At 66.6% G+C, this 26830-nt stretch carries 27 protein-coding genes; 16 read left to right on the plus strand and 11 right to left on the minus strand.

What is annotated here, in order from left to right; genetic code table 11:
- Positions 1-59: 59 nt before the first annotated feature.
- Positions 60-1037 carry a VanZ family protein gene (locus H6A16_RS08225; protein WP_342589743.1) on the minus strand — a complete coding sequence of 326 codons (978 nt, stop codon included), beginning with the start codon at positions 1035-1037 and terminating at the stop codon, positions 60-62.
- Between the two features lie 254 nt (positions 1038-1291).
- Here H6A16_RS08225 and H6A16_RS08230 point away from each other — a divergent pair, with 254 nt between their 5' ends.
- From H6A16_RS08230 to H6A16_RS08245, 4 genes are read left to right on the plus strand one after another with little or no spacing between them, the layout of a single operon-like run.
- Positions 1292-1801, plus strand: a complete 510-nt coding sequence (locus tag H6A16_RS08230; RefSeq protein WP_342589744.1) for a sigma-70 family RNA polymerase sigma factor — start codon at positions 1292-1294, stop codon at positions 1799-1801.
- Positions 1798-2562 (plus strand): hypothetical protein, encoded by a 765-nt coding sequence (locus tag H6A16_RS08235; protein ID WP_204618056.1) that lies wholly within the window; start codon positions 1798-1800, stop codon positions 2560-2562. The genes H6A16_RS08230 and H6A16_RS08235 overlap by 4 nt, the downstream gene beginning before the upstream one ends.
- A 41-nt stretch (positions 2563-2603) precedes the next feature.
- Complete coding sequence (locus tag H6A16_RS08240; protein ID WP_204618058.1) at positions 2604-3533, plus strand: ABC transporter ATP-binding protein; 930 nt, start codon at positions 2604-2606, stop codon at positions 3531-3533.
- Positions 3526-4791, plus strand: a complete 1266-nt coding sequence (locus tag H6A16_RS08245; protein ID WP_204618060.1) for an ABC transporter permease subunit — start codon at positions 3526-3528, stop codon at positions 4789-4791. Before H6A16_RS08240 ends, H6A16_RS08245 begins: the two co-directional genes overlap by 8 nt.
- A gap of 54 nt (positions 4792-4845) precedes the next feature.
- Here H6A16_RS08245 and H6A16_RS08250 read toward each other — a convergent pair whose 3' ends face one another.
- Positions 4846-5478, minus strand: a complete 633-nt coding sequence (locus H6A16_RS08250) for a response regulator (protein ID WP_204618062.1) — start codon at positions 5476-5478, stop codon at positions 4846-4848.
- Positions 5475-6566: a sensor histidine kinase gene (locus tag H6A16_RS08255; protein ID WP_204618065.1), complete on the minus strand. Its 1092-nt coding sequence runs from the start codon at positions 6564-6566 to the stop codon at positions 5475-5477. Before H6A16_RS08255 ends, H6A16_RS08250 begins: the two co-directional genes overlap by 4 nt.
- Before the next feature lie 141 nt (positions 6567-6707).
- Between H6A16_RS08255 and H6A16_RS08260 the strand changes: the two genes are divergently transcribed.
- Genes H6A16_RS08260 through H6A16_RS08270 form a run of 3 tightly spaced genes read left to right on the plus strand, consistent with a single transcriptional unit; the run spans position 6708 to position 10024 of the window.
- A complete protein-coding gene (locus tag H6A16_RS08260) occupies positions 6708-7646 on the plus strand; it encodes an ABC transporter ATP-binding protein (protein ID WP_204618067.1) in 939 nt (312 codons plus the stop codon).
- A gap of 10 nt (positions 7647-7656) precedes the next feature.
- Complete coding sequence (locus H6A16_RS08265) at positions 7657-8859, plus strand: ABC transporter permease (RefSeq protein ID WP_204618068.1); 1203 nt, start codon at positions 7657-7659, stop codon at positions 8857-8859.
- Positions 8846-10024 carry an ABC transporter permease gene (locus H6A16_RS08270; RefSeq protein WP_204618070.1) on the plus strand — a complete coding sequence of 393 codons (1179 nt, stop codon included), beginning with the start codon at positions 8846-8848 and terminating at the stop codon, positions 10022-10024. The genes H6A16_RS08265 and H6A16_RS08270 overlap by 14 nt, the downstream gene beginning before the upstream one ends.
- Before the next feature lie 73 nt (positions 10025-10097).
- Here H6A16_RS08270 and H6A16_RS08275 read toward each other — a convergent pair whose 3' ends face one another.
- Positions 10098-10421 (minus strand): DMT family transporter, encoded by a 324-nt coding sequence (locus H6A16_RS08275; RefSeq protein ID WP_204618073.1) that lies wholly within the window; start codon positions 10419-10421, stop codon positions 10098-10100.
- A 100-nt stretch (positions 10422-10521) separates the two neighbouring features.
- Positions 10522-11085 carry a TetR/AcrR family transcriptional regulator gene (locus tag H6A16_RS08280; protein WP_204618075.1) on the minus strand — a complete coding sequence of 188 codons (564 nt, stop codon included), beginning with the start codon at positions 11083-11085 and terminating at the stop codon, positions 10522-10524.
- A gap of 140 nt (positions 11086-11225) precedes the next feature.
- Here H6A16_RS08280 and H6A16_RS08285 point away from each other — a divergent pair, with 140 nt between their 5' ends.
- Positions 11226-12107: a DMT family transporter gene (locus tag H6A16_RS08285; RefSeq protein ID WP_204618077.1), complete on the plus strand. Its 882-nt coding sequence runs from the start codon at positions 11226-11228 to the stop codon at positions 12105-12107.
- 30 nt (positions 12108-12137) lie between these two features.
- Here H6A16_RS08285 and H6A16_RS08290 read toward each other — a convergent pair whose 3' ends face one another.
- On the minus strand, positions 12138-12740 hold the full coding sequence (locus H6A16_RS08290) for a hypothetical protein (RefSeq protein ID WP_204618080.1): 603 nt from the start codon (positions 12738-12740) through the stop codon (positions 12138-12140).
- A 256-nt stretch (positions 12741-12996) separates the two neighbouring features.
- Between H6A16_RS08290 and H6A16_RS08295 the strand changes: the two genes are divergently transcribed.
- From H6A16_RS08295 to H6A16_RS08305, 3 genes are all read left to right on the plus strand, one after another.
- Entirely contained in the window at positions 12997-14190 is a 1194-nt protein-coding gene (locus tag H6A16_RS08295; RefSeq protein ID WP_204618082.1) for a helix-turn-helix domain-containing protein, read from the plus strand.
- Between the two features lie 86 nt (positions 14191-14276).
- A complete protein-coding gene (locus H6A16_RS08300) occupies positions 14277-15140 on the plus strand; it encodes an AraC family transcriptional regulator (protein WP_204618084.1) in 864 nt (287 codons plus the stop codon).
- A 193-nt stretch (positions 15141-15333) separates the two neighbouring features.
- A complete protein-coding gene (locus tag H6A16_RS08305; RefSeq protein WP_204618086.1) occupies positions 15334-16683 on the plus strand; it encodes an FtsX-like permease family protein in 1350 nt (449 codons plus the stop codon).
- 54 nt (positions 16684-16737) lie between these two features.
- Here the strand turns inward: H6A16_RS08305 and H6A16_RS08310 are convergent, their stop codons facing one another.
- The gene (locus tag H6A16_RS08310; protein WP_204618089.1) at positions 16738-16950 is read right to left on the minus strand and encodes a type II toxin-antitoxin system Y4mF family antitoxin; all 213 of its coding nucleotides are present in this window, start codon (positions 16948-16950) and stop codon (positions 16738-16740) included.
- A gap of 266 nt (positions 16951-17216) precedes the next feature.
- On the opposite strand from H6A16_RS08310, the gene H6A16_RS11020 reads away from it, so the two are divergent.
- The 3 genes from H6A16_RS11020 (at position 17217) to H6A16_RS08325 (ending at position 18273) form a co-directional block, all read left to right on the plus strand.
- Entirely contained in the window at positions 17217-17435 is a 219-nt protein-coding gene (locus tag H6A16_RS11020) for a Txe/YoeB family addiction module toxin (protein ID WP_342589746.1), read from the plus strand.
- Positions 17410-17691, plus strand: a complete 282-nt coding sequence (locus tag H6A16_RS08320) for a HigA family addiction module antitoxin (RefSeq protein WP_204618091.1) — start codon at positions 17410-17412, stop codon at positions 17689-17691. Before H6A16_RS11020 ends, H6A16_RS08320 begins: the two co-directional genes overlap by 26 nt.
- A 195-nt stretch (positions 17692-17886) precedes the next feature.
- Positions 17887-18273, plus strand: a complete 387-nt coding sequence (locus H6A16_RS08325; protein ID WP_204618094.1) for an MmcQ/YjbR family DNA-binding protein — start codon at positions 17887-17889, stop codon at positions 18271-18273.
- A gap of 28 nt (positions 18274-18301) precedes the next feature.
- On the opposite strand, the gene H6A16_RS08330 is transcribed toward H6A16_RS08325, so the two are convergent.
- Together H6A16_RS08330 and H6A16_RS11025 are read right to left on the minus strand one after the other, a co-directional pair.
- Positions 18302-19642, minus strand: coding sequence for an ATP-binding protein (locus H6A16_RS08330; RefSeq protein WP_204618096.1), 1341 nt, complete (start codon positions 19640-19642; stop codon positions 18302-18304).
- A gap of 211 nt (positions 19643-19853) precedes the next feature.
- A complete protein-coding gene (locus H6A16_RS11025; protein ID WP_204618098.1) occupies positions 19854-20753 on the minus strand; it encodes a helix-turn-helix domain-containing protein in 900 nt (299 codons plus the stop codon).
- 53 nt (positions 20754-20806) lie between these two features.
- Here H6A16_RS11025 and H6A16_RS08340 point away from each other — a divergent pair, with 53 nt between their 5' ends.
- The gene (locus H6A16_RS08340) at positions 20807-22411 is read left to right on the plus strand and encodes an ABC transporter ATP-binding protein (protein ID WP_204618100.1); all 1605 of its coding nucleotides are present in this window, start codon (positions 20807-20809) and stop codon (positions 22409-22411) included.
- Positions 22412-24145: an ABC transporter ATP-binding protein gene (locus H6A16_RS08345; protein WP_204618102.1), complete on the plus strand. Its 1734-nt coding sequence runs from the start codon at positions 22412-22414 to the stop codon at positions 24143-24145. It abuts the gene before it with no gap.
- A 183-nt stretch (positions 24146-24328) separates the two neighbouring features.
- Here the strand turns inward: H6A16_RS08345 and H6A16_RS08350 are convergent, their stop codons facing one another.
- Together H6A16_RS08350 and H6A16_RS08355 are read right to left on the minus strand one after the other, a co-directional pair.
- Positions 24329-26404 carry a heavy metal translocating P-type ATPase gene (locus H6A16_RS08350; protein ID WP_204618104.1) on the minus strand — a complete coding sequence of 692 codons (2076 nt, stop codon included), beginning with the start codon at positions 26402-26404 and terminating at the stop codon, positions 24329-24331.
- A gap of 8 nt (positions 26405-26412) precedes the next feature.
- Positions 26413-26703 carry a DUF6110 family protein gene (locus H6A16_RS08355; protein ID WP_204618106.1) on the minus strand — a complete coding sequence of 97 codons (291 nt, stop codon included), beginning with the start codon at positions 26701-26703 and terminating at the stop codon, positions 26413-26415.
- Positions 26704-26830: the final 127 nt, after the last annotated feature.

Genomic DNA, 26830 nt, shown 5'->3' on the forward strand with positions numbered 1-26830 from the left:
GCACTGGTACAACAACTTCAGGATCCACTCGACGCTCGGCTACATGAGCCCCGTCGAGTTCAGGAAGGCGGGGCTGATCCTGTCGAAACCGTCCAAGTAAGTGTTGCCAATCCAAGGGCATCTTGCGGGCGACGAGGTAGAAGAGGGCGAGGGCCAGCCAGAGGATGGGCGGGAAGAGCAGCGCCGCGCCCAGCGTCGCCGCGCGGGCGGCGCAGAACGCGGCGCGGCGCGCGCCCGTGCGCTCCCTCGTCTCGCAGCTCATTCGAACGAAGGGCGCCGCCGGGAGTCGACCCGCCGTGCCGCCAAGGGTGCACGCACTCCGTCCAGATGAACGCCGCCGCCGCGACCAGGAGCACGTAGGGGACGTCCGCCCACGCCTCGGCGCCGGGTACGTTGTGGAGCACGAGCGAGACCGCTGCGGAGACGGCCAGCGTCGCGACCGACATGAGCGTCGCGTCCAGCCAGAGCGCCACGCAGCGGCGGATGAGGCCGGGCCCGTGCGTGACCTCGCCCTCCCCGGCGAGCGCACCCGGCGGCAGGACGCGCGCGAGCGCCGTCGCGCAGGCCCAGCCGAGCGCCGCGCCCAAGGTGTTGTAGATGAGGTCGTCAACGTCGGCCGTGCGGTAGGCGTACGGGTAGATCCCGAAGAGCCCCGTGCCCTGTGCCGCCTCGATGAAAAGCGACGCCAGGAGGCCCGTGAAGACGGAGCGCCAGAACCCCCAGCGCAGCAGGCGCCCCGCGATGAAGCCGAGCGGCATGAAGAGCACCACGTTGAACGCGATCTGCGAGATCGTGCTCGCGCCCTCGCGCAGGAAGTCCCCCACGAAGGCGAGCGGGTCGAGCTGCCAGGGCACGCCGTAGGTGATGCCGAGGCCCGAGTCGCCGCTCGGCAGCGGCCACAGCGTGAAGCACTCAGGCCGAGCACGTAGAGCACCGCGAGGCAGGTCGAGACGGCAGACCCGAAGCGCAGGCGCCCGTCGCGGTGGTAGAGCCAGGCGAGGATGGGGAGCGTGAGCGCGGCCGAGGCGAGGGGCCACAGCGCCACCGCTACGAGGAAGTTCTCGGTGTAGCCTGACAGGAACCTTGCGATAAAGCCCACGTTCGCGACCCTTCTTTATCCCGATGCGCCTCTTGGCGCTCTACCATGATGATGCGGCGCCCCCGCCCCCCGCGGGGAAAGGTGACGAAAACGTTCGTCTCGCCGGGCGCCCGCCGTCCGCGAAAGTTTTTTCGATCCGACCGCTCATACGGGGGCGCCGCTGCGTTAATAGGGATAGAGGGAGGTGGCGCCGTGGGCAAGAGGAACGAGCGGACGGGCGAGGCGGAGCGCCTCGTCGACGAGCACTATGCGGACGTGCTGCGGTACTGCCGCAGGCACGCGCCGGCGGGGCTCGCCGAGGACGCCGCCCAGGAAACGTTCCTGCGCTTCGTCCGCGCCCGCTCGCGCTACCGGGAGCGGGGCCGTGCCCGCGCCTACCTCGTCACCATCGCGCGCAACGTCTGCGCCGACATGGCCCGGGACCGCGCCTCCTCGTGGGCCGATCTCCCGGAGGGGCTCCCCGGCGGGGGCGACCCGGGCGAGGCGGACGACCACCGCGACCTGGCCTCCGCCCTCGCGCGGCTGCCCCGCGCCCAGCGCGAGGCGCTCGAGCTCAGGTACGGGGAGGGCCTCACGGTCGGCGAGGTGGGCACCGCGCTGGGCATGAGCAGGTTCGCGGCGGCGCGCGCCCTGTCGTCGGCGCTCGAGGCGCTGCGGGCGGACCTGGACGCATCGACGGACGAGTGGGGAGGCACACGATGAGAAGGCGAGAAGAACGCGCCCTCGAGGACGCGCTGCGAGACCACTACCGGGCGGTTCCCGGCGCCGACGCCGCCGCGCCCCGCGCGCTCGTGGAGGCGGTCGCGGCCGAGATGGCCCGGCCCGCCCGGCCGCGCGCCGCGGAGGTCGTCGCCGGCCAGGCCCGCCGCGTCGGGGCGGGGGCGTGGGCGCTGCACGCGGCGCTCGCCCTTCTCGCCGTGCCGTGCGCCCTCTCCGGGGTCGGCGTCGGTACGGTCGCGGCGGCCCTCGGGGCGGCGCTCGCGCTCGCCTCGCTCGCGGGCGTCACGCGCTCGCGCTCCTGCGGCATGGCCGAGCTCGAGGCCGCCTGCCCCGTGAACGCCCAGGCCGCGGCGTGCGCCCGGGGGCTCGTGCTCTGCTGCGCGGATGCGCTCGTGATCGCCCTCCTCGCCGCCCTCGCCGGCCCGGCGGGGGGCGCGCCCTGGGCCGTGCTCGCCCAGGGGCTCGCGCCCTACCTCGCGGCCCTCGGGGCGGGGCTCCTCGCCGCCCGCCGCGCGGCGAGCCCGGACGCGACCGTCGCCGCCGTCGCGGCGGCTGCCGGGGTGTGCGCCGCCTGCGTCCTCGCGCGAACCGTCTGCCCGGCGGCCTTCGCCCCCGCCGCGGCGCTCGCCTGGTGGGCCGCGGCTGCCGCCGCGCTCGCATTCGCCGCGGTGCAGGCCCGCGCGTGGCTGCGCGCGGCGGCGTCCGGCTTCGCCGACGCGCCCGCCCCCGCCGGGGCGCTCTAGCGACCCCACCGTAAGACCGACTACCAGAGAGGAAATCCAGCATGGAACTGACGCTCGACCGGCTGACCCGGGAGTTCGGGCCCAAGATCGCCGTGGACCGCGTGAGCGCGACGCTCACCCCTGGCGTCTACGGCCTGCTCGGCGCCAACGGCGCCGGCAAGACCACGCTCATGCGGATGGTCTGCGGGGTGCTGCGCCCCACCTCCGGCGAGGTGCGCTACGACGGCGCGCCCGTCGCGCGCATGGGCGACGCCTACCGCGCCCTCCTCGGCTACCTGCCGCAGGACTTCGGCTACTACCCCGAGTTCACGGCGCTCGACTTCATGGAGTACATGGCCGCCCTCAAGGGCCTCGGCCGGCGCGACGCGCGCGACCGCTCGCTCGCCCTCCTCGAGCGCGTGGGGCTCGCAGGGGAGGAACGCCGCCGCATCCGGACCTTCTCCGGCGGCATGCGGCAGCGCCTCGGCATCGCGCAGGCCGTCCTCAACGACCCCGAGGTCCTCGTGCTCGACGAGCCCACGGCAGGGCTCGACCCCAAGGAGCGCGTGCGGTTCCGCAACCTCATCGCCGGCCTCGCGCGCGACAAGATCGTCCTGCTCTCCACCCACATCGTCTCCGACGTGGAGCACATCGCCGACGAGATCCTCGTGATGCGGGCGGGCTCCGTGGTGCTCTCGGGGAGGCCCGAGGAGCTCGTCTCCAAGGCCGAGGGCAGGGTCTGGGAGGCCGCCGTCCCCGCCGGGCGGGTCGAGGCGCTCGAGGCCGCGCTCACGGTGGGCAACGTCCGCCACCTCGAGGGCGGGTTGGCGCTCCTGCGCTACGTTGCCGACGAGCCCAGGGTGCCGGGCTCCGCCCCCGCCGAGCCCACGCTCGAGGACCTGTACCTGTACGTGTTCCGCGACGGCGTCGCCGGGGCGGGATCGCCCCGCGCCGCCCGCGGGTCCCACTTCGAGGAGGGACGCCATGCCTAGGCTCATCCTGTTCGAGCTCAAGAAGATGCTCTCCCGCCGCGTGGCGCTCGCGGCCAACGTCGGCGTCGTCGTATTCCTCGCTGCGATCATGGCGCTCAACGTGGTCCAGACCAAGACGGCGAACGCCCGGGGCGAGATCGTCTCCGGCACCGAGGCTATCGCGCAGATGCGCGCCGACGCCGAGGAGCACGCGGGCACGATAACCGCCGAGCGCGCGGCGGCGGACATAGCCGCCTACCAGGAGACGGTCTTCTCGCGCATCGACCGCGACGCCGTGACCCAGATGACGGGCTCGGCCGTCTACGACCTCATGTTCCAGAGCTTCTCCGACGAGGAGGTCTACGAGCTCTACAACCCCTACTGGAGCTGGCTTCTGCGCCCCTGGCGCGTGGCGAGGGAGGAGCCCGCGCAGACGGCCGCCCGCGTGACGCCCGAGATGGCGGCCGACTGGTACGGCGCGGCGGCTGAGCTCACCCAACAGACGCTCGACGACGGCCAGGGCGGCATGTGGGAGTACGGCCAGGCCGAGCGCGCGTACTGGACGGAGCTGCGCGCTGGGGCTCCCGAGCCGATCACATATGGCTACTCGGGCGGCTGGGACAACATCGTCAACTGCGCGGCCTTCCTCGTCTTCCCGATCCTCGCGGCGTGCGTGACGCTGGCGCCCACGTTCTCCTTCGAGTACAGCTCCGGCGCGGACGCGGTGGTGCTCGCCACCCGGCGCGGGCGCTCGTCGCTCGTGGCCGCCAAGGTCGTGGCCGCGCTCGCCTACGCGACCGCCTACTTCGCCCTCTGCGCCGCCATCGTCGTCGGGGTCTCGCTCGCCTTCTACGGGGCGGAGGGCTTCGGGCTCTCGGTCCAGAGCATGGCGCTCTCCTCGCCCTACCCGCTCACGGCGGGGCAGGCCGCGCTCGCGTGCGTGGGGCTCATGTACGCCGCGTGCCTGGGCTTTTCGTGCCTCACGCTCGCGCTCTCGTCGCGCACCCGCTCGACGCTCTCGGTCTTCCTGACGGACGTGGTGCTCGTGCTGCTCACGGGGCTCGTCCCCTCGGCCGGCGTGGGCGCGCTCGAGCGCGTGCTCGCCCTCTTCCCGATCAACTTCGCCAACTTCAGCGTGCTCTACACGGCGCTCGAGTCCTACCCGCTCGGCCCGTTCGTGCTCGACCTCATCGGCATGGTGCTCCTCGTCTACGCAGCGCTCGTGCTCGTCTCGACCCCCGTGGCGGTGGTCTCGTTCAGGAGACGCCAGGTGGCGTAGCCGCTCCGTTCGACTCGGGCGGGGTCGCCCAGAAGGCGACCCCCACGGGCGGCCCTAGCACAGGGCGCGCCAGTAGGCGATGGCGATCTGCGTTCGGTTTCGAAGGTGCAGCTTCGCCAAGATAGAGCTGATATGGTTGCGTACGGTGCCTTCTCCCATGTAGGCCGCATCGGCGACCTCCCGGTTGTCGAGGCCTTCGGCTATGAGCGCCACGACCTCGCGCTCGCGCTCGGTGAGCTGCGGGAACAGGCTTACCATGTCGGGCTTGCCGGGTGTTGTCACCTTAAGCGATACCGCGCGCTCGAGCACCTCGCCCTCAAGCACGCTTTGGCCGGCAGCGACCGCGCGCAGGGCCGGGGCCACGTCGGCGACGTCCTGCTTGATGAGGTACCCCACGGCGCCGAGCGCCAAGGCGCGCACGATGTACTCGTCATCCGAGAAGGTGGTGAGGAACACCACGCGTGGCGGATTCGGCGCGGCGAGGATCCGCTCGGCAGCGGTGAGCCCGTCGGTGCCGGGCATCTGAATGTCGAGAAGGACGATGTCCGGGGCGAGTTCCGCCGCGAGGCGCACGGCTTCGTCGCCGCTCGACGCGGTGCCTGCAACCTCGATATCGGGTTGCGCTCCGAGCACGATAGCCAGCGACGACACGACCACCGCGTCGTCGTCGCACACGATGACCCTCATGCGGGCCTCCTCTCGGGTCTGGGTATGCTCGCGAAGACCGTCCAGCCGCCATGCTGTCCGGGGCCTGCGTGGAAGGTCCCGCCGAGCGCCCTCACGCGCTCCTCCATGGAGGCGAGTCCCATGCCGCCCGCCGTATCATCGGGCGCTGTTCCCGTCCCGTTGTCGACGATCGTGAGGCGCCAGAGTCCCGGGTGCTCGACGAGCTCCACCGCAACCCGGTTTGCGTTCGAGTGGCGCAGCACATTGGACACGGCCTCGCGCACGACCGCCGTAAGACAGCTCGCCACGGGCGCCGGCGCCTCCCCAGCCTCCACGTTCACCGAGGACGAAATGCCCGTCCCCGCGCAGGCGCGCTCCACGACGGCGCGCACCTGCACCGAGAGGTCGCTGGCGTCGTCACGCAGATTGTGGACGCTTGCGCGGATCTCATCGAGCGCCTCGTGCAGCGTATCCGCCACGGCGGCGAGGTCCCGCTCAACGGGTTCGCCGGTATGGACGACGCGGAAGGCCTCCACCTGTACCGTCGCTCGCGTGAGCAGGTGACCCACATTGTCATGGATCTCTCGGGCGATGCGGGCGCGCTCGTTGAGCGTGGCGAGGCGGACCTCGTAGTCCTGTGCGTTCAGGAGCTCGCGGTTTTTCGCTTCGAGGGCGAGTTCCCTTTCGCGCAGCTCGTCGGCGCGCAACAGGGTTTGGCTTCGGGCGCGAAGGGTCGATTCGGTGCGCAGCGAGAGCGTGACGACAATCGCGCAGGCGAGCAGGCCACACGCGCCAGCACCCGGGTCGACTGCACCCGTCAACAAGGCCATGGTGGTGGGGGCTGCGGCGGCGAAGGAGGCAGCTGGCGAGACGCGCGCGAGGTCGTACGCGGCGGGTGCGGTGAAGACGGAGCCGGCGGGGAGAACGCATGCGAGCACGCAGTACAGGGCGGCAAGGGCGATCCGCGCCCGTTCGGGCAGCAGCTCGGCAAGAAACGCGCACGTCACGGCAGCGAGAAGGGCGCCGGTCGCCGCGAAGCCCGTGCCCGCGAGCGCCAGCGCAGGCACGCAGCACGCGAGCGCGATGACTTTGTCGACGATTCTCTCCATGGCACAAGTCTAAGGTAGGACGCCCGCCCTTCATAGATGACAAATGTCACATGCCCCGCGACAACTCGTGACAAAGCTCACTTCCCGATGTTCGCCTCGCGCCATAAGGTGGTGTCACGAACAAACGAGAAGGAGGTAGCGATGTCCGACATCGTGAACGTGCGGGGGCTCGTCAAGCGCTATGGCGAGAAGCTCGCGCTCGACCACTTCGACCTGCGCATCGCCCGCGGCGAGATCTTCGGCCTTCTGGGCCCCAACGGCTGCGGCAAGACCACCGCCATCAACTGCATGCTCCAACTGCTCACCTACGACCGCGGCGACATCGAGCTCTTCGGCGAGCCGATGACGCCCGCCCGCTATGACCTCAAGCGCCGCATCGGCGTGGTGCCGCAGCAGGTGGCCGTCCTCGACGAGCTCACCGTTCGCGAGAACGTGGACGCCTTCTGTGCGCTCTACGTGGCCGACGCCCGCAAGCGGCGGTGCCTTGTGGACGACGCGCTCGACTTCGTGGGCCTTGCCGACCACGCGCGGCAGCGGCCCCGCAGGCTCTCGGGTGGCCTGCTGCGCCGCCTCAACATCGCTTGCGGCATTGCGCACAAGCCCGAGCTCCTCTTTCTTGACGAGCCCACCGTCGCCGTGGACCCGCAGAGCAGAAACGCCATCCTGGACGGCATCTGCCGCCTGCGCGACGAAGGGGCTACCGTGGTCTACACGAGCCACTACATGGAGGAGGTCGAGCAGATCTGCGAGCGCGTGATGATCATGGACGCGGGCAGGTCGGTTGCGGAGGGCACGCCCGATGAGCTCAAGCGTCTGATCGACCTTGGCGAAAGGATCGTGGTCGAGCTCGATGCCCCCGGCGAATCTTTGCTCGCGAGGGTGCGCGACCTGCGGTGCGTCACGCGCGCCTCCTACGCGGATGGCGAGCTTCGCGTGGACTGCGCCCCGGCGGCCCATGCGCTGCTCGACGTGCTCGCCGCTCTCGAGGAAGCGGGTGCTGAGCCCGGCCGCGTGTGGTCCGAGCCGCCAACCTTGAACGACGTGTTCCTCGAGCTTTGCGGCCGCGAGCTGCGCGACTAGGGGGTGCACCATGAACGCTTCGAACGGTTTGCGCTCGGCGCTTCGCTTGGTGCGCTTCGATCTGGTCCAGGCGCTGCGCAACCGCGGTATCGTCATCTGGGTCATGGTCTTTCCCATCCTGCTCTCAACGGTCTTCATGTTCATGTTCGACGGCTACGAGTCCGGGGAGGCGATCGTTGGGGTTCCCGTCGGCCTCGTTGAGGACGGCTCGCCCGAAGCGCGCGGGCTCGCGGAAGCGCTCGAGGGCGTGTCGCGGGGTGAGGGCGCCTTGCTCGACCTCACGCCGTACGCGGACGAGGGCGAGGCGGCCTTGGCGGCGGATGCCGGTGACATCTGCGCCTATGTGGTGGCACAAGAGGGCGAGGACCCGCGGATGGTGGTGCCCGCGCGCTCGGCGGGAGGTACGGACCAGGCTATTGTGCAGATCGTGCTCGACCGGTATCTGCAGGTGAGTGAGGCGATCGAGGTCGTTGCCGAGAAGGATCCCTCTGCGCTTGCCGCCTCCGGCGCCGTCGAGGAGCTCGCTGCCTCCCTTTCCGGAGACGACATCGTGAGCGAGCGCATCTCCGTCCTGCGGACGCAGTCGAGTGAGTTTTCGCGCTACTACTACGCCATGCTGGGATTCTCGAGCCTCATGGGCGCGCAGGTCGCCCTTCTGCTCGTGATCTCCAAGCGGGCGGACGGGTCCCCTGCGGGCATGCGGAGGCAGGTTTCCGCGGCGGGGCCCGCCACGCAGCTTGCCTCGGGCCTTGTTGCCTCGTGGATCGTGGTCTTCTGCTGTCTTGTGGTGTCGCTCGTCTACATCAGGATGGTCGCGGGGGTGAGCCTGGGCGGCCGAGAGGGTCTCGCTGTGGCAGCCTGTGCCGCCTGCGCGCTCGTGAGCTGCGCGATCGGCACGTTTATCGGTGCGATCCCGCGCCTCTCCAGCGAGACGAAAGATGTCATCTGCACCGTTCTCACCATGGGGCTCTCGCTGCCGGCTGGCCTTTTCGGCACGCCTTCCCAGCGCCTGTGCGATTGGCTTTCGGTCAATTTCCCGTTGGTGCAGCTTGCAAACCCTGCCGTCCAGGTGGGGGAGGCGTTCTACCGGCTCGCGTTCTACGACTCGCTCGTTCCGTTCGCGGGCTCGCTTGCGACCCTTGTCGCCATTTCCGCGGTGCTCTTCGCCGTGGCGGCTCTCTTCATGAGGAGGCAGCGCTATGCATATCTTTAAGCTTGCCGGGCGCGTGGCGCTCCGTCACCGCGGGCTGTTGGCCCTCTATGTGCTCATGATGGCCGCCTTCGGGTTTCTCATGGCGTCCTACGTGGGGGACGATACCTCCTCCTATCAGGAGACGCGCCCTACGGTCGCCGTCATCGACCGCGATGGTTCTGAGCTCTCGGGTGCGATCGCCGACTTCGTGCTCGGAGCCGGCACGCCCGTGGAGCTTCCCGACACCGCCTACGCTCTGCAGGATGCTGCGGCGAAGGATCTGGCGACCTACGTTTTGGTGATTCCCGAGGGCTACGGCGACGCGCTCGTTCGCGCCGCGCGAGAGGGCGGCGCCATGCCCATCCTCGAGCGCTCGGTGAGTTTTCAGGGTGCCCAAGGGTCGCTCATGGACGAGCATGTGCGCGCTTTCGCGCAGCGGCTTTTCGCGCTTCTCGAGTGCACCGGCGCCGCGCCGAGCGAGGTCGTTTCCTGGGCGGCTGAGGTGCAGTCTGCTCGCGTCGAGGTCGGTGTCACCGAGTCTCCGACAACGGGCATCCCGCTTGGCTACCTCGTCTTCATGCAGTTTTCGACCTATGCGCTCTTCGGCGGAACGGCGGTGCTCATCGCCTGCGGCATGCGCTCGCTGGCGTCCGACCAGCCGGTGCACGCGCGCCTACGCGCCGCTGGAATCCCCGATGCGTCGCGCGAGGCGCAGCAGGCTCTTGCTTGCTTGGGCATCGGCGCCGCGGTGTGGGCTGCCATGGGCATCCTCGGCGTGCTGTGGTGCTCCGGCAGCCTCAGCGGATCGGACCCCATGCTCATCGCGCTTGCGCAGGTGCCGCTGCTTGCCCTTGCGTGCGTGGGGGCGGCCTACGGGTACCTGCTTTGGGGGCTTGGGGCTAAAGGCGACGCCGTGCACGCTGCGGGCAACATGGGTTCGATGGTGCTGACGTTTTTGGGCGGCACGTGGGTCTCGCAGGCGAGCATGGGCGTGGCGGTGACGGCGGTCGCGCGCCTCACGCCTATCTGGTGGGTGATCCATGCGCTCAGCGAGGTCTACGCGGCGACGGAGGCGACCGGTGCGCTCGTAGCCTCCGTCGCGGCGCAGACGGGGCTCGTTTTGCTGTTCGCCGCGGCCATCGCCGTCGCCGGCGCAGCAATCGCCCGAGCGCGTGCCCGCGCATAGCGACAAGTTGGGGCCAGGTACAAACTTGTCGCACAATGGACGTATCGACAGGATTGGACCTGGCCCCAACTTGTCAGTGAGCCTCGCCGACCAGCTTGAGGCCGATGACGCACGCAACGAGGCCCGTGATGAGCAGGAGCTTTGCCCACGAGAACGGCTCGGCTCCCGTAAGGACGCTCCATGCGACCGTGAGCGCGGCCCCGATGCCGACCCAGACGGCGTAGGCGGTGCCCAGCGGAATCGTGCGGACGGCATGGCTGAGCCCGAACATGCTCGCTGCGAGCGCGGCGAGAAAAATGAGCGTGGGGACGGGCTGCGAGAAGCCCTCGGAACGGTCAAGCGCTTGGGCCCATACGGCTTCCATCGCTCCCGACACAATAAGAATGACCCAATCCATGGCAACCTCCCAGATCATGCGCCGTCTTTGCGATTCTGGTACGGCTGCCCTCGTCAGAGACCCCGTTGGGTCGAAGCCATCTTAGCACGCCTCGCCGTTGTCATTCCCGAAACATCGGGCGCACCGCCAGCAGGTATTGCTCAGCAATGTATACCGGGTCTTCGGCAAATCCGTCGCGTGCCCATCGCAAGGCGGTATCGAGGAAGCTACCTGCCAGAAACCTCACCACAAATGCCCGGTCCATGCTCCCGGCGTTTCCAGGGAGCGCGTGGGGGAGCATGTTCTCGATATGGGCAACGAGCTGCTCGCGCAGGCAGCGTGCGAGCACGCCGGCGCTGTCGCTGAAGACGAGTGCGCGTATGCCCGATTCGCGTTCGCGAAGGTGGAGGAGCGTGTGCTCGATGAGCGCCTCGCTTGTATGGTGGCCGCTGAAGTCGTGCCCGGACTCCGGTCCGACAGGCGAGAGGACGTGGTCGCAGATCGACTGGACGACAGCGCGCAGGACATCGTCTTTGCCGTGGTAGTGCGCGTAGAACGTGCTTCGTCCTATACCCGCGCGCTCGATGATCTCGGAGGTGGTGATCGACGCGTAGCTCGTGGTGCAAAGGAGCCCGGTAAAGGCTTTTGCGATTGCGCGTTCGGTTCGGTCGAATCTGCGATCCATAGGCGGTCCTTACGACGATACGGTACATATCGAGCGAATTGTTCGGTACGGAACACCTGCTGCGAGATGTCTCGCAGCGCCGTTGCTATCGGACGGTATCGTAACTATAGAACAGTTTGTTCGGAAACAGGGGGTGGCATATGGGAGTTGGCCGCGCGGGACGAAGCGTTGCCGTTGCTCTCGCCGCCGCTGCACTCTATGCGCTGAGCACCCCCTTTTCCAAAGTCCTGCTTGCGGATATCGCGCCGAACATGCTGGCGGCGCTGTTGTATCTGGGGGCCGGTGCCGGCATGACGGTGCTGGCGTTTGCGCGTGCCATGCGAGGTGATATGGCGGGGGCGCAGGGCAGACCGCTCGAGCGGGCTGATATCCCGTATGCGGCGGCGATGGTCGCGCTCGACATCGCCGCCCCTTTGCTGCTCTTAGCGGGACTCTCCCGCTCATCGGCGGAAAGCGTGTCGCTGCTGAACAACTTCGAGATCGTGGCGACCGCCCTCATCGCCCGCTTGGCGTTCGGCGAGCGGGTGGCCGCGCGCACGGCGGCAGGCATCGGTGCCATTACCCTGGCGTGCGTCCTTTTGTCGTGGGATGCAGGCACATGGGGGTTTTCCGCCGGTTCCCTTCTGACGCTTGCGGCGTGCGTGTGCTGGGGCATCGAGAACAACTGCACGAACAGGCTGTCGGATTGCGACCCTGCCCACATCGTCATCATCAAGGGCTGGGGCTCGGGTGCAGGTGCGCTCATCGTGGCGCTTGAGGCGGACGATGCGATGCCGGCGCTTGTTGATGCGATGCTTGCGCTCCTGTTGGGGTTCGTCGCATATGGGCTGTCGATTGCCTGTTACGTGCGCGCTCAGCGCGATCTGGGTGCAGCGCGCACAAGCGCGTTTTACGCGGTGAACCCATTCATCGGCAGCGCATTGGCGTTTGTGCTGTTCCACACGCCGCTTGCGCCGTCATTCATTATCGCGCTCATCCTCATGCTGTTCGGCACGTGGCTCGTGACGCCGAGGGAAGACTGACGCGGGATGCGCGGGTGTCGCTGGCGGCTGTTAGTGAGCTCGATGGTTCGGTTCGATAATCGGGCTGTCGTCCGGCGTATCCCCATCTTCATCGCGCGATGGCACGCGATCTGCGCTGATGCTGCTCGTCGTGATCTCGTCCTCGTCGCGCCCGGTCACTGCGCAGTAGATGCCGAAGATTAGGCGCACCCCGAGCGTGAGGAATAGCAGCGCGAACATGAAGCCCAGTCCGCCTAAGGCGAGTTTGGAAGCGATTGCGCTCGGCCCGACGATGAGCACAAACTGGACGGTGTCGAGCACCCTGAGGGCAAACGCGACCGCTGCGATCGCAACGATGATGCGCGCCGGCAGCCAGACGCGGCAGACTGCCTGAAGGTAGCGAATGGAGCTCATGATGAGCATCGCGAAAATGATGAACGACACGCCGAAGCCGACGGTGCAGCCCAAGGTGAAGACGATGTCGACGGGCTGCTCGTTCGCCTGGGCGGCCGAGATGCCGACGGCGAAACCGAGCAGCGCTCCGACCAGGGCGAACGCGATGAATACCTTGACGTCGAGGGGGCGTTTGCCGCGGATGACATCGCCTGCGTACTGCATCTCGTCGGGCGTTGGCGGGCTTGCGAACGCGACCATACCGGGCATCCTTTCGTTGGAGATGCATCTATGTTAACCGCATGGCATACGGCCCGTGTAACGCGGAGGTAAGTGTTCGGTTGGTTGGGGACGTGTTCCGTTCAGACTTCGACGCAGCCGCCATGCTTCTGTTGAGCTTCGGTTGACGATTCGCGTGAAAGGTCAACCGACGCTCCTTTGAATCTACCGGCGTTCAACCTCATGCTGGAGATGGCAGCTTTGAGCCATTCAGCAACGTGCAACGAGGGGGCGCATCATGAACACCGTGGTCAACATCGGACGCACCGTCGCGCGCGAGCGCCGTCGGGTCGGCATCACGCAGGAGCAGCTGGCCGACCATCTGGGCGTGTCGAAGGCGGCGGTGTTCAAGTGGGAGCTCGGGCAGAGCGTGCCGGATGTCGGGCTGCTGCCGCGTATCGCCGCGTACTTCTCTCTCACGTTGGACAAGCTGTTCGACTGGCATGACGAGCTGACCCAGGAGGAATCCGCCGCACGGTACGCCGAGGTCTATGCGCTGGGGGAGAAAGACCTGGCTGCGGCGCATGCTCGCCTGCGCGAGCTTGCCGCCGCGCACCACTCGGATGCGAACCTGCTGCTCATGCTGGCTTCGCTTCTGACGATGTGGGCGGGCGGCATGGCGACGCCTTTTGTGCCTGCGTGCAAGAGGGGCGGCGAGCCCGAAGGGGAGCTTGCCCCTGCGGCACTCATCGACGAGGCGCTGGTGCTGCTCGATCGCGTGCTCGGGACCTCCGATGACCCATCGACGCTGTATCTTACGCGGCAGCAGAAGGCGACGACGCTGTTCCAGGCGGAGCGATACGGGGATGCTGCGGCGCTTTTGGAGCAGCTCGTGCGCCGTCAGGACGAGGGCGCCCCCACGATGCTTCTGGCGTCGGCGTACCGCAAGCTTGGCCGCGAGGACGACGCCCTCGATCTCCTACAGATGGAGCGCTTGCGCGCAGCGAACTTCGTGCTCTCGTCGCTCATGCAGGAGGTGGGGATGCGAGGCGATGCAGCGTTCGCATGCGCTGCCGGCAAGGCCGCCGAGTCGGCGTTCTGCGCGTTGGATATGGAGACGGTGAACCCGTATTACCTGGTGACGGTGCAGCTCGAGGTGGCCGAGACGCTGCGGGACGCAGGCGAGAAGGAGGCTGCCCTCGAGGCGCTTCACCGCGCTGTCGCTGCGATGGAGCGCGTTGATTCAGAAAGTGCGGATCTTACGGAATCCCCGCTGTGGGACCGTGTTGCCGGGCGGCTCGATCCCGCCCGCGCGGGCGAGGCGTGGGCGGAGCACAAGGGCCGACAGGCAGCTCAACTGCAGGCCATCATGCGCCAGGGCGTTGCCGAGCGGCTCCGCTCACCCGAGTGGCGCGCATTCGCAGACGATGATGCCCGCTACCGTGAGATTGCGATGGGTTGGTTGGGGACGTGTTCCGTTCAACCTATTTGACGCGGGGCCTACCCGACCATACGCGGGTGAATCTATCGGGCACGCCGGTGACCAGTTCCTTACAATTGCCTCGAGGAGGGTGAGGCATGCCGGATTCGTATCTTCAGCGGGCAATCGACTATATCGAGCGCAACCTTGCCGATGCACCTTCGGCCGATGGGGTCGCTTGCGCAACAGGGGTTTCCGCAGAGCAGCTGCGCGCGGCGTTCCTGCTCATCTGCGGGATGACCCTGACGCGCTATATTCGCGAGCGGCGGCTGTCTGCGGCCGCATCGGACCTCATGGCGGGTGCGAGCGTCACCGAGGTGGCGTTTCGCTACGGCTACGAGTCCGTCGAGGGCTTCTCGCGGGCTTTTCGCGCTTGGGGTGGGGTCCTACCCTCGGATGTGGCCGTTTTGGGTTCGCGCATGCGCTCTCCTCTGCATATCGAGATCGCCGTCAAAGGAGGCAACCTCATGGAATACCGCATCTGCGACATGCCCGCGTTTCGCTTCGCCGGGGTCATGGCCCGCGTCCCCATGCAGTTCGAGGGCGAGAACCTCGCCATCGCAGAGCTTGCACGCGGAATCACCTCGGCGCAGCGCGAGGAGCTGCATCGCCTTCAGAATCTGGAGCCGCGCCGCATGGTCAACGCGTCATGGAACTCCGATACCGACTTCCAGGAGGAGTCGGGCTCGCTCACGCACCTGATCGGCGTGCTTACCACCGCGACGGAGGCGGGAGAAGGGCTTTCCGTCGTGGAGGTGCCGGCGCTCACCTGGGCGGTGTTCCCCAACGACGGGCCGCATCCCGAGACCATGCAGCAGGCGACGGCACGCATCTACGCTGAGTGGCTCGCCGAGGCGCCCTATGAACTCGACGGCTTCCGCATGTTCTCGTTCTGCGACGTGCGCGATGACGGCACGGCATACAGCGAGATCTGGGTGCCCGTGCGAAGAAAGGACGCGTAAGGACATGGGTTCGTCCTCTCGGTGGACGCGTGGCCGGCGCATTCCAAGCGACAGGTTGGTGCCAGGTTCAATCTTGTCGCTTCAACGGGGACCAACCTTACACAGACGTAAGCCACATGTAAGCCGAATCGATGGCACGCCCTTTGGCCGCCGCGGAAAATGGTGGCAACACCCCGTACGACGGAAGGGTTCCATGCTCACCATCAAGCTTGCCTGCGGCAATGTTCGGCGCAGCGTCCGCGATTTCTCGATCTACTTCGCCACGCTCGCGTTCGCCTCCTGCCTGCTGTATTCGTTTCTAGCCTCGACCGACTACCTGCTCGCCCTCGACCTCACGCTTGACCAGCGCGCATCGTTTGCGAAAGCGGGCGAAGTGCTCCAGGCGTTCGCCGTGTTCATCGACGTCATATTCTGCTTCCTTTTGGGTTACGCCAACGCGTTTTTGCTGCGCAGGCGCAAGCGGGAGTTCGGGCTCTACCTGATCGTGGGCCTCGAACCTCGCGGAGTGGCGGCCGTGCTCGCCGTCGAGTGTACGCTCGTCGGGACGGTCGCGCTCGCGTGCGGGCTTTTTCTGGGCTGGCTGCTCTCGCCGGTGTTCTCGCTCGTGGCGGCGTTCGTGTTCGGGGCGCCCTGGCGCCCCGCCCTCGTGTTCTCGTTCGCATCGGCAGCGCAGTGCGCCTGCTCGTTTATCGTCATCAGCGCCATCGCTGCGGTGGCGTCGGTGCGCGGCGTGTGCAAGCGCCCCATCGTCGAGCTGATCCACGCCGACAAGGTTCCCGAAAAGCAGCGACTCGCCGGCGTCCGGTCGCTTCGCGTCCAGAAGATTGCCGCCGCGATCCTTCTCGCGCTCGTATGGGGCGTGTGCCTGCTCCAACCAGGCTACTTCATCGTCTTCATCATCCCCATGGGCTTCGTCGCGCTGTTCGGGTCCTACTTCCTCATCCGCGTCCTGTATGCAACCGTGCCCGAACGGCTGCGGCGGCGTCCCGAGCGCTACTGGGCGGGCGTCACGCCGTTCACGGTGCGTCAGCTCGAGGCCCGTGCCGAAAGCGGCGCCATGGCCATGGCGGCCGAGTGCGTGCTTCTGGCGGCGTCGATGTGCATGACGCTCGCGGGGCTCGCGTTCAGCGTCGGCATGCGCGCCGGCTCTCTCGGGCAGAGCGCCCAGGCCTTGCTGCCCGTCGCCTACTCCTGCGTGTTCTACGGCGCGGCGTTTCTCGTCGCCGCGGCCGCGGTGCTCGCCCTACAGCAGCTCGCCCAGGCATCCGAGGCCGGGTGCTCGTGCCGGACACTCGCGGTGCTCGGGGCGCCGGAGGGCATGCGCCGCGCCTCGGTGCGCGTCCAGGTGGGAGCGAGCTTCGCGCTGCCGACGGCGATCGCATGCGCGCACTGCATCTTCGGCTTCGTTCTTATCGGCGTGCTTTCGGTCATGACCGGGGCGGAGGGTTTCCTGCCCCTGGCCGGAGGCACCCTGGCCTTTACGCTCTGCGTCTTGGTCGTCTACTGCCTGCTGTGCATGCGGGTCTGCCAAACCGAAGCGTAGGGGCAGGCGCGTGCGTCGCATGGCGCAAAGGCCGTGCGACAACGATTTCAGCCATCAGCTCCTCCGCTCCGCATAGAGGTCGATGCCGAGCATGGTGAGGACCCTGATCACGCGTCCCATCTCGGCGGTCTCCTTGCCGTTCTCGAGCTGCGATATGAAGGCGATGCCGACGCCCGAGATCCCCGCGAGATCGGTTTGCGTGAGTTTCTGACGCAGGCGCTCCTCCCGGATGAGGGAGCCGAGTTCCGCCATGGTGGTGACGCGCACAGACCCTCCCTCGACGGTTATGCGTACGCATATCCTTGTGCCGCTGCGGCGGCCATCAGTTCGGCATGAAATGAAGCCGGCATGCAAACCCGCGGCAATTCCACGTTTGCGGGCGCGCGTCCTCGTCGGTGAAGAAGAAGGTGCGGTTTCCGAGCACGAGCTGGCGGAGGCCGACGATGGGTAAAGTCTGGACGGACGATGCGCAGGACGTTTATATTTGGTGACAGCGGCACGATAAGAAGACGCTGAAAAGGCTCAACCGGCTCATTCGAGCTGTCGAGCGCGATCCATTCGACGGCATCGGGAAGCCCGGGCCCTTGCGTGGCGAGCTGTCCGGCATGTGGTCGCGTCGCATCAATCAGGAAGACCGCTTGGTGTACGAGGTTGCGGACGATCGGCTCATCATCTATTCCGCTAAAGATCATTACGCGCAGGCGCCGTTTTACGGAGGTGGCGAAGATGTCGAGCATTACGGCTACCGCTGAGTTGAAGAGAGACGAAGCTTCACGTGCCCCCGTCACTCCGGGGGAGCTTCTTATGGAGGAGTTTCTTGAGCCTATAGGAATCTCCCAGCACCACCTGGCGCAAGAAACCGGCATACCTGAGCAGCGCATTGAGCAGATGTTGCTCGGTACGTGCCCTGTCACTGCGGATATCGATCTTCGGCTGTGCCGGTTCTTCGATCTATCTGAAGGATACTGGCTGCGTGCCCAGGCGGCGTGCGATATCGAGGCTGCATGATTGGGGACATCTAGGGTTGAGGCCTTGGCTCGAGGGGGTGCGCGTGAAGCGGGGGAGAATCGTTGTCGTTACCGGAGCGCCGGGAACGGGGAAGACCATGGTACCGACGCGCCGTGTTGCGGCCTTTACGATCGCGAGCGACCTGGTTGAACGTGCGCGTCGGCGGGGCGGCACGTCGTAGGGAGGGCGGGGCATATGGACGTTTCCGTTATCGATAAGCAGCTGCTTGCGCACCCCGGTGCGACGAAGGCATTCCACGAGAAGTGGGGTTGGATGGTGTACTGGGTGGGCGGCAGGCAGTTTGCCTGCGAGTTCACCGCCTCGCCTGATGCGAAGCTGCCGTATGCGGGACGCCATCTCCTTTCGCTCAAGTGCGCCCCCGACCGCATCTGCGAGCTGGTGGCCGAGTTTCCCGACGGCGTCCTTCCCGGTTACTATTCCGATGGGAGGACATGGATTTCCGTCGACCTCGATGCCGATCTGCCGGAGGAGCTCGTGTTCGACCTTTGCGATATGAGCTACGAACTGGTCTTCGCCAAGCTGCCCAAGCGCGTGCAGCGGGAGATCATCGGGACAGAGTGAGAGGTGCGGTCTGTTCTGGAGAAGCCCTTCATTCCGTCATATCAATCTTGTCAGGCAAGAGCCCGGCGGCGTAGAGCGACACGTTGGTCACCCACGGCTGGCCCTCGAACCCCGAGAGCGACAGCCTGATGCCGCGCTCCAGGTGGAACCGGTCGAGGAACGCTTTCAGGCTCTTTGAGCGGAGGTTTTGCTCGGCTTTGACCTCTACGGGCACGACCCGGCCCTTCCATTCGTAAACGAAGTCGACCTCGCCCGTCGAGTTTTCGGCGGACCAGTATCGTGGGGTCACCTTGCCCGACGCGTTGAGCACTTGGCACACGTAGTTCTCGGCAAGCGCTCCCTTGAATTCGGTGAACAGGCGGTTTCCTGTCACAATTGTTGACGCATCGAGCCCGCTCGCCGCTCCCAGAAGGCCTGTGTCAAGGAGGTAGAGCTTGAAGGCGTTCGGGTCCTCATAGCCGGAGAGGGGGAGTCCTGCCTTGGTGATGCGCCTCACGCGTAGGGCGAGTCCCGCGTCAACGAGCCACTGGATGGCCTCCTCGTAGCCACGGGCCCGCGCGCCGGGTCGCACGGCTGAGTAAATGAACTTCTTGTTCTCACGGGCGAGCTGAGATGGCAGCGACTGCCAGACGTAGCGGATGCGCTCGCTGACCTGAGGGGTGGTATATTTTGAAAAATCCAGCTCATAGGCAGTGAGCAGATTTGTCTGGACGTTACGGACGGCTGAGTAGTCATGGGTTTCCGCGTAGGTCCTAACCGCCTCCGGCATGCCGCCCACGAAGTAGTACCGACGCAGATGGTCGGTAAAGCGTTCGGAGAACGCATCGAGAAGGGACGTGTTGGCCTCGCTGAGCACGCGTGCCATGCGGTTCTCGCCCACGGCGTCGAGGTACTCCTCGAACGTCATGGGATACATGGTAAGAAAGTCGACCTTGCCGACGGGAAAGGAGATGTGCGGTTCGTCGCCCCCCGGTCGCCTTCGTCCGTGCAGGGCAACGCCAAGAAGCGATCCCGCCGCAACGATGGGCACGTCGGGCCGCCGCTCGCAGAAGGTTTTGAGCGAGCTGAGGGCTCGTGGGCACTCTTGGATCTCGTCGAGCACAACAAGAACGTTCGGCTCTCCCGCGTCAGTGTTTGTTCTGAGGGAGATCGCCTCAAGGAGGCGCTCCGGATCGAGGCTTCCGTCAAAAACGGCCTTCATGTCCTCATCGGCGAGAAAATCAACATAGGCCATATCGTCGAACTCGCGTCGCGCGAACTCCTTGATGGCCCAGGTCTTGCCCACCTGACGTGCGCCCTGAACGAGCAGGGGCTTCCTCGTTGAGCGCTGCTTCCACTGGACAAGCTGGTCCAGGACATTCCTTCTCATGGACGCCTCCTATCTTCTCTTTTCCATTATAGGGGGAAGAGGCTAATTGCCAAAAAATCGTCGCTATAATTGGCAATCTATACAAAAATTCGTCCTTAAAAATGGCAAATCAGTCAGATTTCGCTATCTTTCTATGATCAAGCCTGCCTATGTTGCACACGGGGGTAGGCGGGACATCTGAGGAGGCATCCCAGCGCCCTCCCGATTCGGCTCAAAAGTACTTTCGTCGGGTTTGTCCAGACGAATCCCCCTCATAAAGACTGACTTGCTCCACCTCCGCCTTCGCCGCGTCCCTCCACCTCGCTGGAGAGAGGCCGTGTATCCGAGCGAAGGCTTCGGAGAAGCTCGTGGGAGAGCGGTAGCCGACCTCCCGTGCCGTCTCAGCGACACTTTTTCCGGCCAGCAGCAGGGCCCTCGCCTCACGCATTCGCCGCGCAGTTATGAAGGCCGACCAAGAGCTTCCGGTCGCCTGTTTGAACAGGAGCTTGAACTTGGTGGTCCCCATTCCGGCGACAGATGCGGCCTCCTTTCGGCTTACGCCTTCCCGCCACCGCATATTCGCGAGTTCGATGGCGGCAAGGATGCCGGTTCGCGCGTCGCCTTCCTTCGGAAGAGCTGCCGCGGCGGTCCCGACAAGCGAGCCGAGAAGGATCTTCGCCGCTCCCTCGTAGACAAGCGGGGCTCCCGGCGCAGCGGGATCGACGTTGGAGATCTCACCGAGCGCAGAGAGGACCCCGGGGGCCCAGCCCACGCTGTGCCGCATCTCGGCGAGAAGGGACGAGATGCTCTCGATGGACTTCCATCCGAGCTCGGCGAACGCGCCCCGAAGCGCTCCCTCGAAGTACTCGACCTCCGTGTAGGCGAAGTGCGAGCCGGCTGGCACGGGCGCTGTGACCCACCCCTCGCGCGTCTCGATGTAGGCAACTGCTATGGGGCCAGATACGACCGCATCTCCGCCTGCCCCCGGCGCCTGGCCCCGCACCGTGAGGTAGCGACGCGTGTCTATGGCAAAGAGCGTGTCGACGAGGATGGTGAAGTCGCAGGTGACCACCGTGAGGCCGTCGCCCGCCCGCGCACGGTACCAGCCCTCGGCACGCACGCCGTCGCCCACGAACAGCTCGCCGGCGCCCTGGTCGTCGCCTGCAGGCGGCGGGCCTCGGCTGGATGGCCCTCGGGGACGTGGCGGGCAACATCGGCCTCTACCTCGCGGCGCTTCTCTGCGCGCATTCGGCGGCCTTCGACGCCGAGTACAACCTCAAGCTCCAGATCGTCGAGCACCTGGGGCGCATCCCGCTGGGGCGCCTCGAGGCTCTGGGCACGGGGCGCGTCGGGAAAGTCATGGACGAGAGCGTCGGCGCCATCGAGGGGTTCTTGGCCCACTCGCTGCCCGACATGGCGGCGGCATTCACCGCGCCGGTGGCGATCGTGGTGCTGCTCTTCGTCTTCGACTGGCGTTTCGGCCTGGCGGCGGTGGCGTGCATGGTCGCGGCGTTCGGCGTCGAGGCGGCGGGCTTCTCCAATAAGTCGATCACGGACAAGATGCGGCGCCATCTGGTCAACCAGGAGCGCATGACGAACGCTACGGTGGAGTACGTGCGTGGCATCCCCGTGGTCAAGGTCTTCCAGCAGACGGTCTACTCGTTCAAGGCGTTCCACGACGCCATCGACGAGTTCACGCGCCTTGCGCAGGACTACGCGGTCAAATGGTGCCAGACGCCGCAGTCGCTTTCGCTCACGGTCATCAACGGCGTCGCGATCTTCCTCGTGCCCGCGGCGATTCTGCTGGCGCCGGGCGAGGGGGACTTCGCGCGCTTCGTCGCCAACTTCGCGTTCTACGCAATCTTCGCGGCCGTGATTCCCACTGCGGTCACGCGTGTGATGTTCATGTCCGAGGCCTTCCAGTCCGCGGCGGACGCGGTCTCACGCGTTGAGGATGTGCTCGCCGCTCCCGTCATCTCGGCGCCTGCGCGCCCCTGCACGCCTCAGGGCAACGCTATCCGCTTCGCGGACGTTTCCTTCACCTATGAGAGTTCGGATGTCCCGGCGCTCGATCGCGTGAGCTTCGATGTTCCGGCGGGCGCCACCGTGGCGCTCGTGGGGCCCTCCGGTGGCGGCAAGACCACGGCGGCGAGTCTCGTGCCGCGCTTCTGGGATGTCGGCTCGGGGCGCGTGGAGCTCGGAGGCGTGGATGTGCGCGATATGGACCCGCATGACCTCATGGACCGCGTGGCGTTCGTATTTCAGGCGAACAGGCCGTTCAAGCAGACGGTGCTGGAGAATGTTCGCGCTGCGCGTCCCGACGCGACGCGCGATGAGGTGCTTGCCGCCCTCGAGGCCGCCCAGTGCTCCGACATTTTGGACAAGCTGCCGCAGGGCGTCGACACGCTTGTGGGTACGGGTGGAGCGCACCTTTCCGGCGGCGAGGTCCAGCGCCTGATGATCGCCCGCGCCATCCTGAAGAACGCGCCGGTGGTGGTGCTCGACGAGGCCACGGCCTTCGCCGATCCGGAAAACGAGGTCAAGATCCAGGCGGCATTCAGACGGCTTGCCCGCGGGCGCGATGGCGAGCCTCGCACGGTCCTCATGATCGCGCATAGGCTTTCCACGGTGCGGAACGCCGACAAGATCGTGGTGCTGGACGCCGGACACGTGGCCGAGCAGGGCGCGCACGACGAGCTGCTGGCGGCAGGCGGCCTGTACGCCCGCATGTGGGCGGATTATGAGCGGTCCGTGAGCTGGCGCATCACGAGCGCCCAGGAGGTGGAGTAGATGAGTCTCCAGGAGAAGTACGCCCTCACCGATGAGGGCATGCGCAACGTCAAGCTCGGCACCGTGTGGACGGCGGCCTCGAACCTCGTCATCTTCGGCGGGGTGGGCATCATCTACAAGCTTATGGAGTCGCTTGTGGCGCACCTTACGCAAGGCGCTCCGCTGCCCGCGCCGGCACCCTACGCGCTTGCCATCGCGGTCTTCGCCGTCGTGCTCTTCGTGACCGAGTATTGGGCATATTACTACCAGTACGGCGTCATCTACAAGGAGAGCGGCCGGCAGCGCATCGGACTTGCCGAGCGTCTGCGCAAGCTGCCCCTCTCGTTTTTCGGCAGGCGCGATCTTGCCGACCTCACCGAGACCCTCATGACCGACGTCAAGACCACCGAGCACGCCTACAGCCACGTGCTGCCCGAGCTCTACGGAGCCTACGTTACGCTCGCTGTGGCCGCGGTGGGGCTCTTCGCATTCGATTGGCGGCTCGCGGCGGCGTCGCTGTGGAGCTGCCCGGTGGGTCTGGCAATCCTGTTCGGCGCGCGCCGCACGCTTCAGCCCATGATGGAGAAGACGCGCATGCGCGGCCTTGTCACCTCGGAGGACATCCAGGAGGCACTCGAGTGCGTGCGCGAGGTGCGCGCCACCAACCAGGAGGACCGCTACCTCGAGCATATCCACGCCGACGTGGACGCCGCCGAGCGTCAGGCGGCTCGCTCCGAGATCGCCTGCGGCGTCTGCGTGAACGGCGCGCAGATCGTGTTGCGCTTGGGCCTCGCGACGACGGTTCTCGCCGGCGCCGTCTTCATCTTGGAGGGCTCCTGCACCTTTATGACGCTGTTCGCCTTCCTTATCGTGGTGAGCCGCATCTACGCGCCCTTCGACCAGTGCCTCATGCTCATCGCGGAGCTCTTCTCGGCAAAGACGGCCGCGGCGCGCATGAAGGGCTTTTTCGAGGAGCCGCTCGCGCAGGGTTCAGAGGCCTATGACCCGGCAGGTCATGATATCTGCTTCGAGGGAGTTTCGTTCTCTTACGGCGGCGGCGAGAAGGTGCTCGACGGCGTGACGTTTACGGCCCGCGAGGGCGAGGTCACGGCACTCGTGGGGCCCTCCGGCTCCGGCAAGTCCACCTGCGCGCGCTTGGCGGCGCGCCTGTGGGATGCGGACGCGGGCCGCGTCACCGTGGGCGGCGTGGATGTGGCGACCGTGGACCCGGAGGCCCTGCTGCGCGATTTCGCCGTGGTCTTTCAGGACGTCCTGCTGTTCGACGACACGGTGATGGGCAATATCCGTTTGGGTCGACGCGGCGCCACCGACGAGGAGGTGCTGGCAGCTGCGCGTGCCGCCAACTGCGACGAGTTCGTGAGCAGGTTGCCGGAAGGCTACGACACGATGATCGGCGAGAACGGCTCCAAGCTCTCCGGCGGTGAGCGTCAGCGCATCTCCATCGCCCGCGCGCTGCTCAAGGACGCGCCCGTCGTGCTGCTCGACGAGGCGACGGCGAGCTTGGACGTGGAGAACGAGACGAAGGTCCAGGAGGCACTCTCGAGGCTCCTTGTCGGCAAGACCGTCATCGTGATCGCCCACCGCATGCGCACGGTGCAGGCGGCGGACAAGATCGTGGTGCTCGATGGCGGGCGCGTGGCCGAGCAGGGGAGTCCTGCTGAGCTCCTGGCGCGCGGCGGTCTTTTCGCCCGCATGGTGCGCTTGCAGACCGAGAGCGCGAACTGGGCGCTGTAGGCGGATCATCGCCTCATGGATGTGCGGGTTTTGGACGTTGCGGGATTCGGTGGCGTCCGGGACCCGCATGTCCTCCCGGCCGCGCATCGGGCCGTTCTTCGAGGGACCTGCGGAAAAGCCCGCTGCGCGCATGACCAGCGTGTCGTGCGCGCAGCGGGCGCCAGGTCGGGAGGGCTGGCTTCGCTAGAGCCGGCAAGCGCTCTTTGCAGCGAGCGCGATGGTGCTCCCGTTATGCAGCAGCGCCGAGGTCTGGGGCTGGATGATACCGGCGATACCCGCCGCAAGCAGGGCGGAGTTGATTCCCATGACGGCAGCGAACGAGCGGTCGAGGCGGGCCATAAGTGCGCGGCTCAGCTCGCGGAGACGCACGACGGAGCTCAGGTCGCCCGTTGCGAGCGTGATGTCGGCTACCTCCTGGGCAATGGCGGTGCCTGTGCCCATGGCGATGCCGACGTCGGAGGCGGAAAGCGCCGGGGCGTCGTTGACGCCGTCGCCCACCATGATCACGTGCCGTCCCTGGCGCACGAGCTCCTCCACATAGGCGTGCTTGTCCTCGGGAAGGAGGTTGGCGCGAAACTCCGTGATGCCCGCTTCGGCGGAGATGCGGGCGGCGGTGCGCTCGTTGTCGCCAGTGAGCATGATGACGTGGCGTATGCCCTGTGCGCGCAGGGCGGCGATCGCCTCGGATGCGCCGGGCTTCAGGGGATCCTCGATGCCGATGGCGCCCACGAGCCTGCCGTCTTGGGCGAGGTAGAGCGGGGAGAGGCCCTCGAGCTCGCACTCGACGAGCTCCTCCATCTCGGGGGAGACGTCGATGTGCTCGTCTTCCATCACGAAGTGCCTGCTTCCAATGACGATGCGCTTGCCGTCGAGTTCGGAAGCGATTCCGTGCGCCACGATGTAGGCAACTTCGGCATGGCGCTCACGGTGCTCGAGGCCGCGTGCCGTCGCGGCGGCAACTATGGCACGCGCCACGGGATGGGGAAAATGCTCTTCCAGGCAGGCGGATGTGCGCAAGACCTCATCTTCTGTCCAACCGGACGATAGGGCGAGCACGCGCGCCACGCGCGGTGTGGCCTCGGTGAGCGTGCCCGTTTTGTCGAACACGATAGTGTCGGCGGCGGCAATCGCCTCGAAATGCTTGGCTCCCTTCACGGTCATGCCCTCCTGCGCGCTTTGCCGCATGGCTGCGAGCACGCTGATGGATGAAGTCAGCTTGAGTGCGCACGAGTAGTCGACCATGAGGGCGGCGGAGGACTTGGTGAGGCTGCGGGTCGTTGCCGCCACGAAGCCCGCGAGCAGGAAGTTCCATGGCACGAAGCGGTCGGCGAGGTTTTCGCGGCGCGCCTGCACCTCGCTTCTGAGCGCCTCGGACGCCTCGACGAGGTTCACGATGGAGCGCAGCTTGGTCGAAGCGGGCTCGGCACCCACACGGATGAGGATCTCGCCCTCCTCCACCGCTGTTCCGGCGAAGACGTCGTCGCCGACGGCGCGCTCCACGGCGAGCGGCTCGCCGGTGAGCGCTGCTTGGTTGACGAGGGCGAAGCCGTGCTCCACAACGCCGTCCACGCACACGGGCATTCCGGTGCGCGCCACGACAAGGTCGCCCGCACGGAGGCTCTGCGCGGGCACGATGACCTCTTCGCCATCCTCTAGACGCCGCGCGTTCTGGGGGATCGCCATAAGTGAGCGAATGAGCTCGTGTTCAGATTTCGCGCGGGTTGCGTCCTCGAGCGCATCGCCCAGATCGAGCAGGAACATGGTGCTCGCGGCGGTCTTGGGGTCTCGCTTGGCAAACGAGAGGCCTATCGCCGAGGCGTCGAGCACCGGCACGTCTAGCCTGCCGTGTGCAAGCGATGCCAGACCGGCGCGTAGGAAGCCGAGATAGTGGATGCCTGCCCAGATTGTCCGGAGCGCGGGTGGCATGAACCAGCGGCGCATCAGGTAGGAGCCGGCAAGGCGGGCGATGCTGCGGACGACGGGCGCATCGACGGGCGCTAGGGCACCGGGCGTCTGGGCGCCCGCGGCACTCAGCTGTTCGGGCGTGAGGGCATCCAGCCTGCCGAGCAGGGCCGTTTTTGCCAGTTCGTCGCGACTCCAGACGGCAACAGAGCGTATACGCGGGTAGACACGCACGCGCTCGATGCCGGTCCAGGATGCGAGCATCGGCTCCAAAGCGGCGGCGTCGGATACGGAGACGCGGTCGGAAAGGGTCAGCCGGATTCGTTGTGGCAGCTCGTGATCGATGGTGTATCTCACGGTCTGCTCTATGCTTCGACGGGGGCGGACTCGCAGGATTCGCCATCCGCCTGCGCATCGGAGCGGTAGGTGGTCTCGTTGAGGTAGCTCGCTTCGGCGATGATGTCATCCACCTCGGCGCGTGCGCTCTCGAGCGTGTCCTCGCAGGCGCTCTTGGCACGCAGGCCCGCTGCGACGGCTTTGACGTAAAGTCGCTTGGCGGAGTCGCTCGTCAGCACCTTGACGCCGACCGATCCGATAGCCACTCCTGCTCCCAACAGCAGGCCGTGCGTTCCCTTGAGAAAGCTCAATGCGCTCATGGCGGTTCCCTTCATGCGTGCCAAAAGTACGCCTAGACAAACAAATACAAGTTTACTGTAGCTCACTTTTTCAAGAAGGGAAGGGTTTTTCTGGTGATGGGTCTCATCGCGAAGGATAGGCAAGGGC

The sequence above is a fragment of the Collinsella tanakaei genome, assembly GCF_016900375.1.
GTDB lineage: Bacteria > Actinomycetota > Coriobacteriia > Coriobacteriales > Coriobacteriaceae > Collinsella.

Coding starts and splice junctions, on each gene's coding strand:
- H6A16_RS08295 (WP_204618082.1), top strand. CDS start 12,997: ATGAACACCGTGGTCAACATCGGACGCACCGTCGCGCGCGAGCGCCGT.
- H6A16_RS08320 (WP_204618091.1), top strand. CDS start 17,410: ATGTCGAGCATTACGGCTACCGCTGAGTTGAAGAGAGACGAAGCTTCA.
- H6A16_RS08325 (WP_204618094.1), top strand. CDS start 17,887: ATGGACGTTTCCGTTATCGATAAGCAGCTGCTTGCGCACCCCGGTGCG.
- H6A16_RS08285 (WP_204618077.1), top strand. CDS start 11,226: ATGGGAGTTGGCCGCGCGGGACGAAGCGTTGCCGTTGCTCTCGCCGCC.
- H6A16_RS08265 (WP_204618068.1), top strand. CDS start 7,657: ATGAACGCTTCGAACGGTTTGCGCTCGGCGCTTCGCTTGGTGCGCTTC.
- H6A16_RS08250 (WP_204618062.1), bottom strand. CDS start 5,478: ATGAGGGTCATCGTGTGCGACGACGACGCGGTGGTCGTGTCGTCGCTG.
- H6A16_RS08340 (WP_204618100.1), top strand. CDS start 20,807: ATGGCCCTCGGGGACGTGGCGGGCAACATCGGCCTCTACCTCGCGGCG.
- H6A16_RS08300 (WP_204618084.1), top strand. CDS start 14,277: ATGCCGGATTCGTATCTTCAGCGGGCAATCGACTATATCGAGCGCAAC.
- H6A16_RS08345 (WP_204618102.1), top strand. CDS start 22,412: ATGAGTCTCCAGGAGAAGTACGCCCTCACCGATGAGGGCATGCGCAAC.
- H6A16_RS08270 (WP_204618070.1), top strand. CDS start 8,846: ATGCATATCTTTAAGCTTGCCGGGCGCGTGGCGCTCCGTCACCGCGGG.
- H6A16_RS08305 (WP_204618086.1), top strand. CDS start 15,334: ATGCTCACCATCAAGCTTGCCTGCGGCAATGTTCGGCGCAGCGTCCGC.
- H6A16_RS08255 (WP_204618065.1), bottom strand. CDS start 6,566: ATGGAGAGAATCGTCGACAAAGTCATCGCGCTCGCGTGCTGCGTGCCT.
- H6A16_RS08235 (WP_204618056.1), top strand. CDS start 1,798: ATGAGAAGGCGAGAAGAACGCGCCCTCGAGGACGCGCTGCGAGACCAC.
- H6A16_RS08275 (WP_204618073.1), bottom strand. CDS start 10,421: ATGGATTGGGTCATTCTTATTGTGTCGGGAGCGATGGAAGCCGTATGG.
- H6A16_RS08355 (WP_204618106.1), bottom strand. CDS start 26,703: ATGAGCGCATTGAGCTTTCTCAAGGGAACGCACGGCCTGCTGTTGGGA.
- H6A16_RS08290 (WP_204618080.1), bottom strand. CDS start 12,740: ATGGTCGCGTTCGCAAGCCCGCCAACGCCCGACGAGATGCAGTACGCA.
- H6A16_RS08330 (WP_204618096.1), bottom strand. CDS start 19,642: ATGAGAAGGAATGTCCTGGACCAGCTTGTCCAGTGGAAGCAGCGCTCA.
- H6A16_RS08240 (WP_204618058.1), top strand. CDS start 2,604: ATGGAACTGACGCTCGACCGGCTGACCCGGGAGTTCGGGCCCAAGATC.
- H6A16_RS08260 (WP_204618067.1), top strand. CDS start 6,708: ATGTCCGACATCGTGAACGTGCGGGGGCTCGTCAAGCGCTATGGCGAG.
- H6A16_RS08280 (WP_204618075.1), bottom strand. CDS start 11,085: ATGGATCGCAGATTCGACCGAACCGAACGCGCAATCGCAAAAGCCTTT.
- H6A16_RS08245 (WP_204618060.1), top strand. CDS start 3,526: ATGCCTAGGCTCATCCTGTTCGAGCTCAAGAAGATGCTCTCCCGCCGC.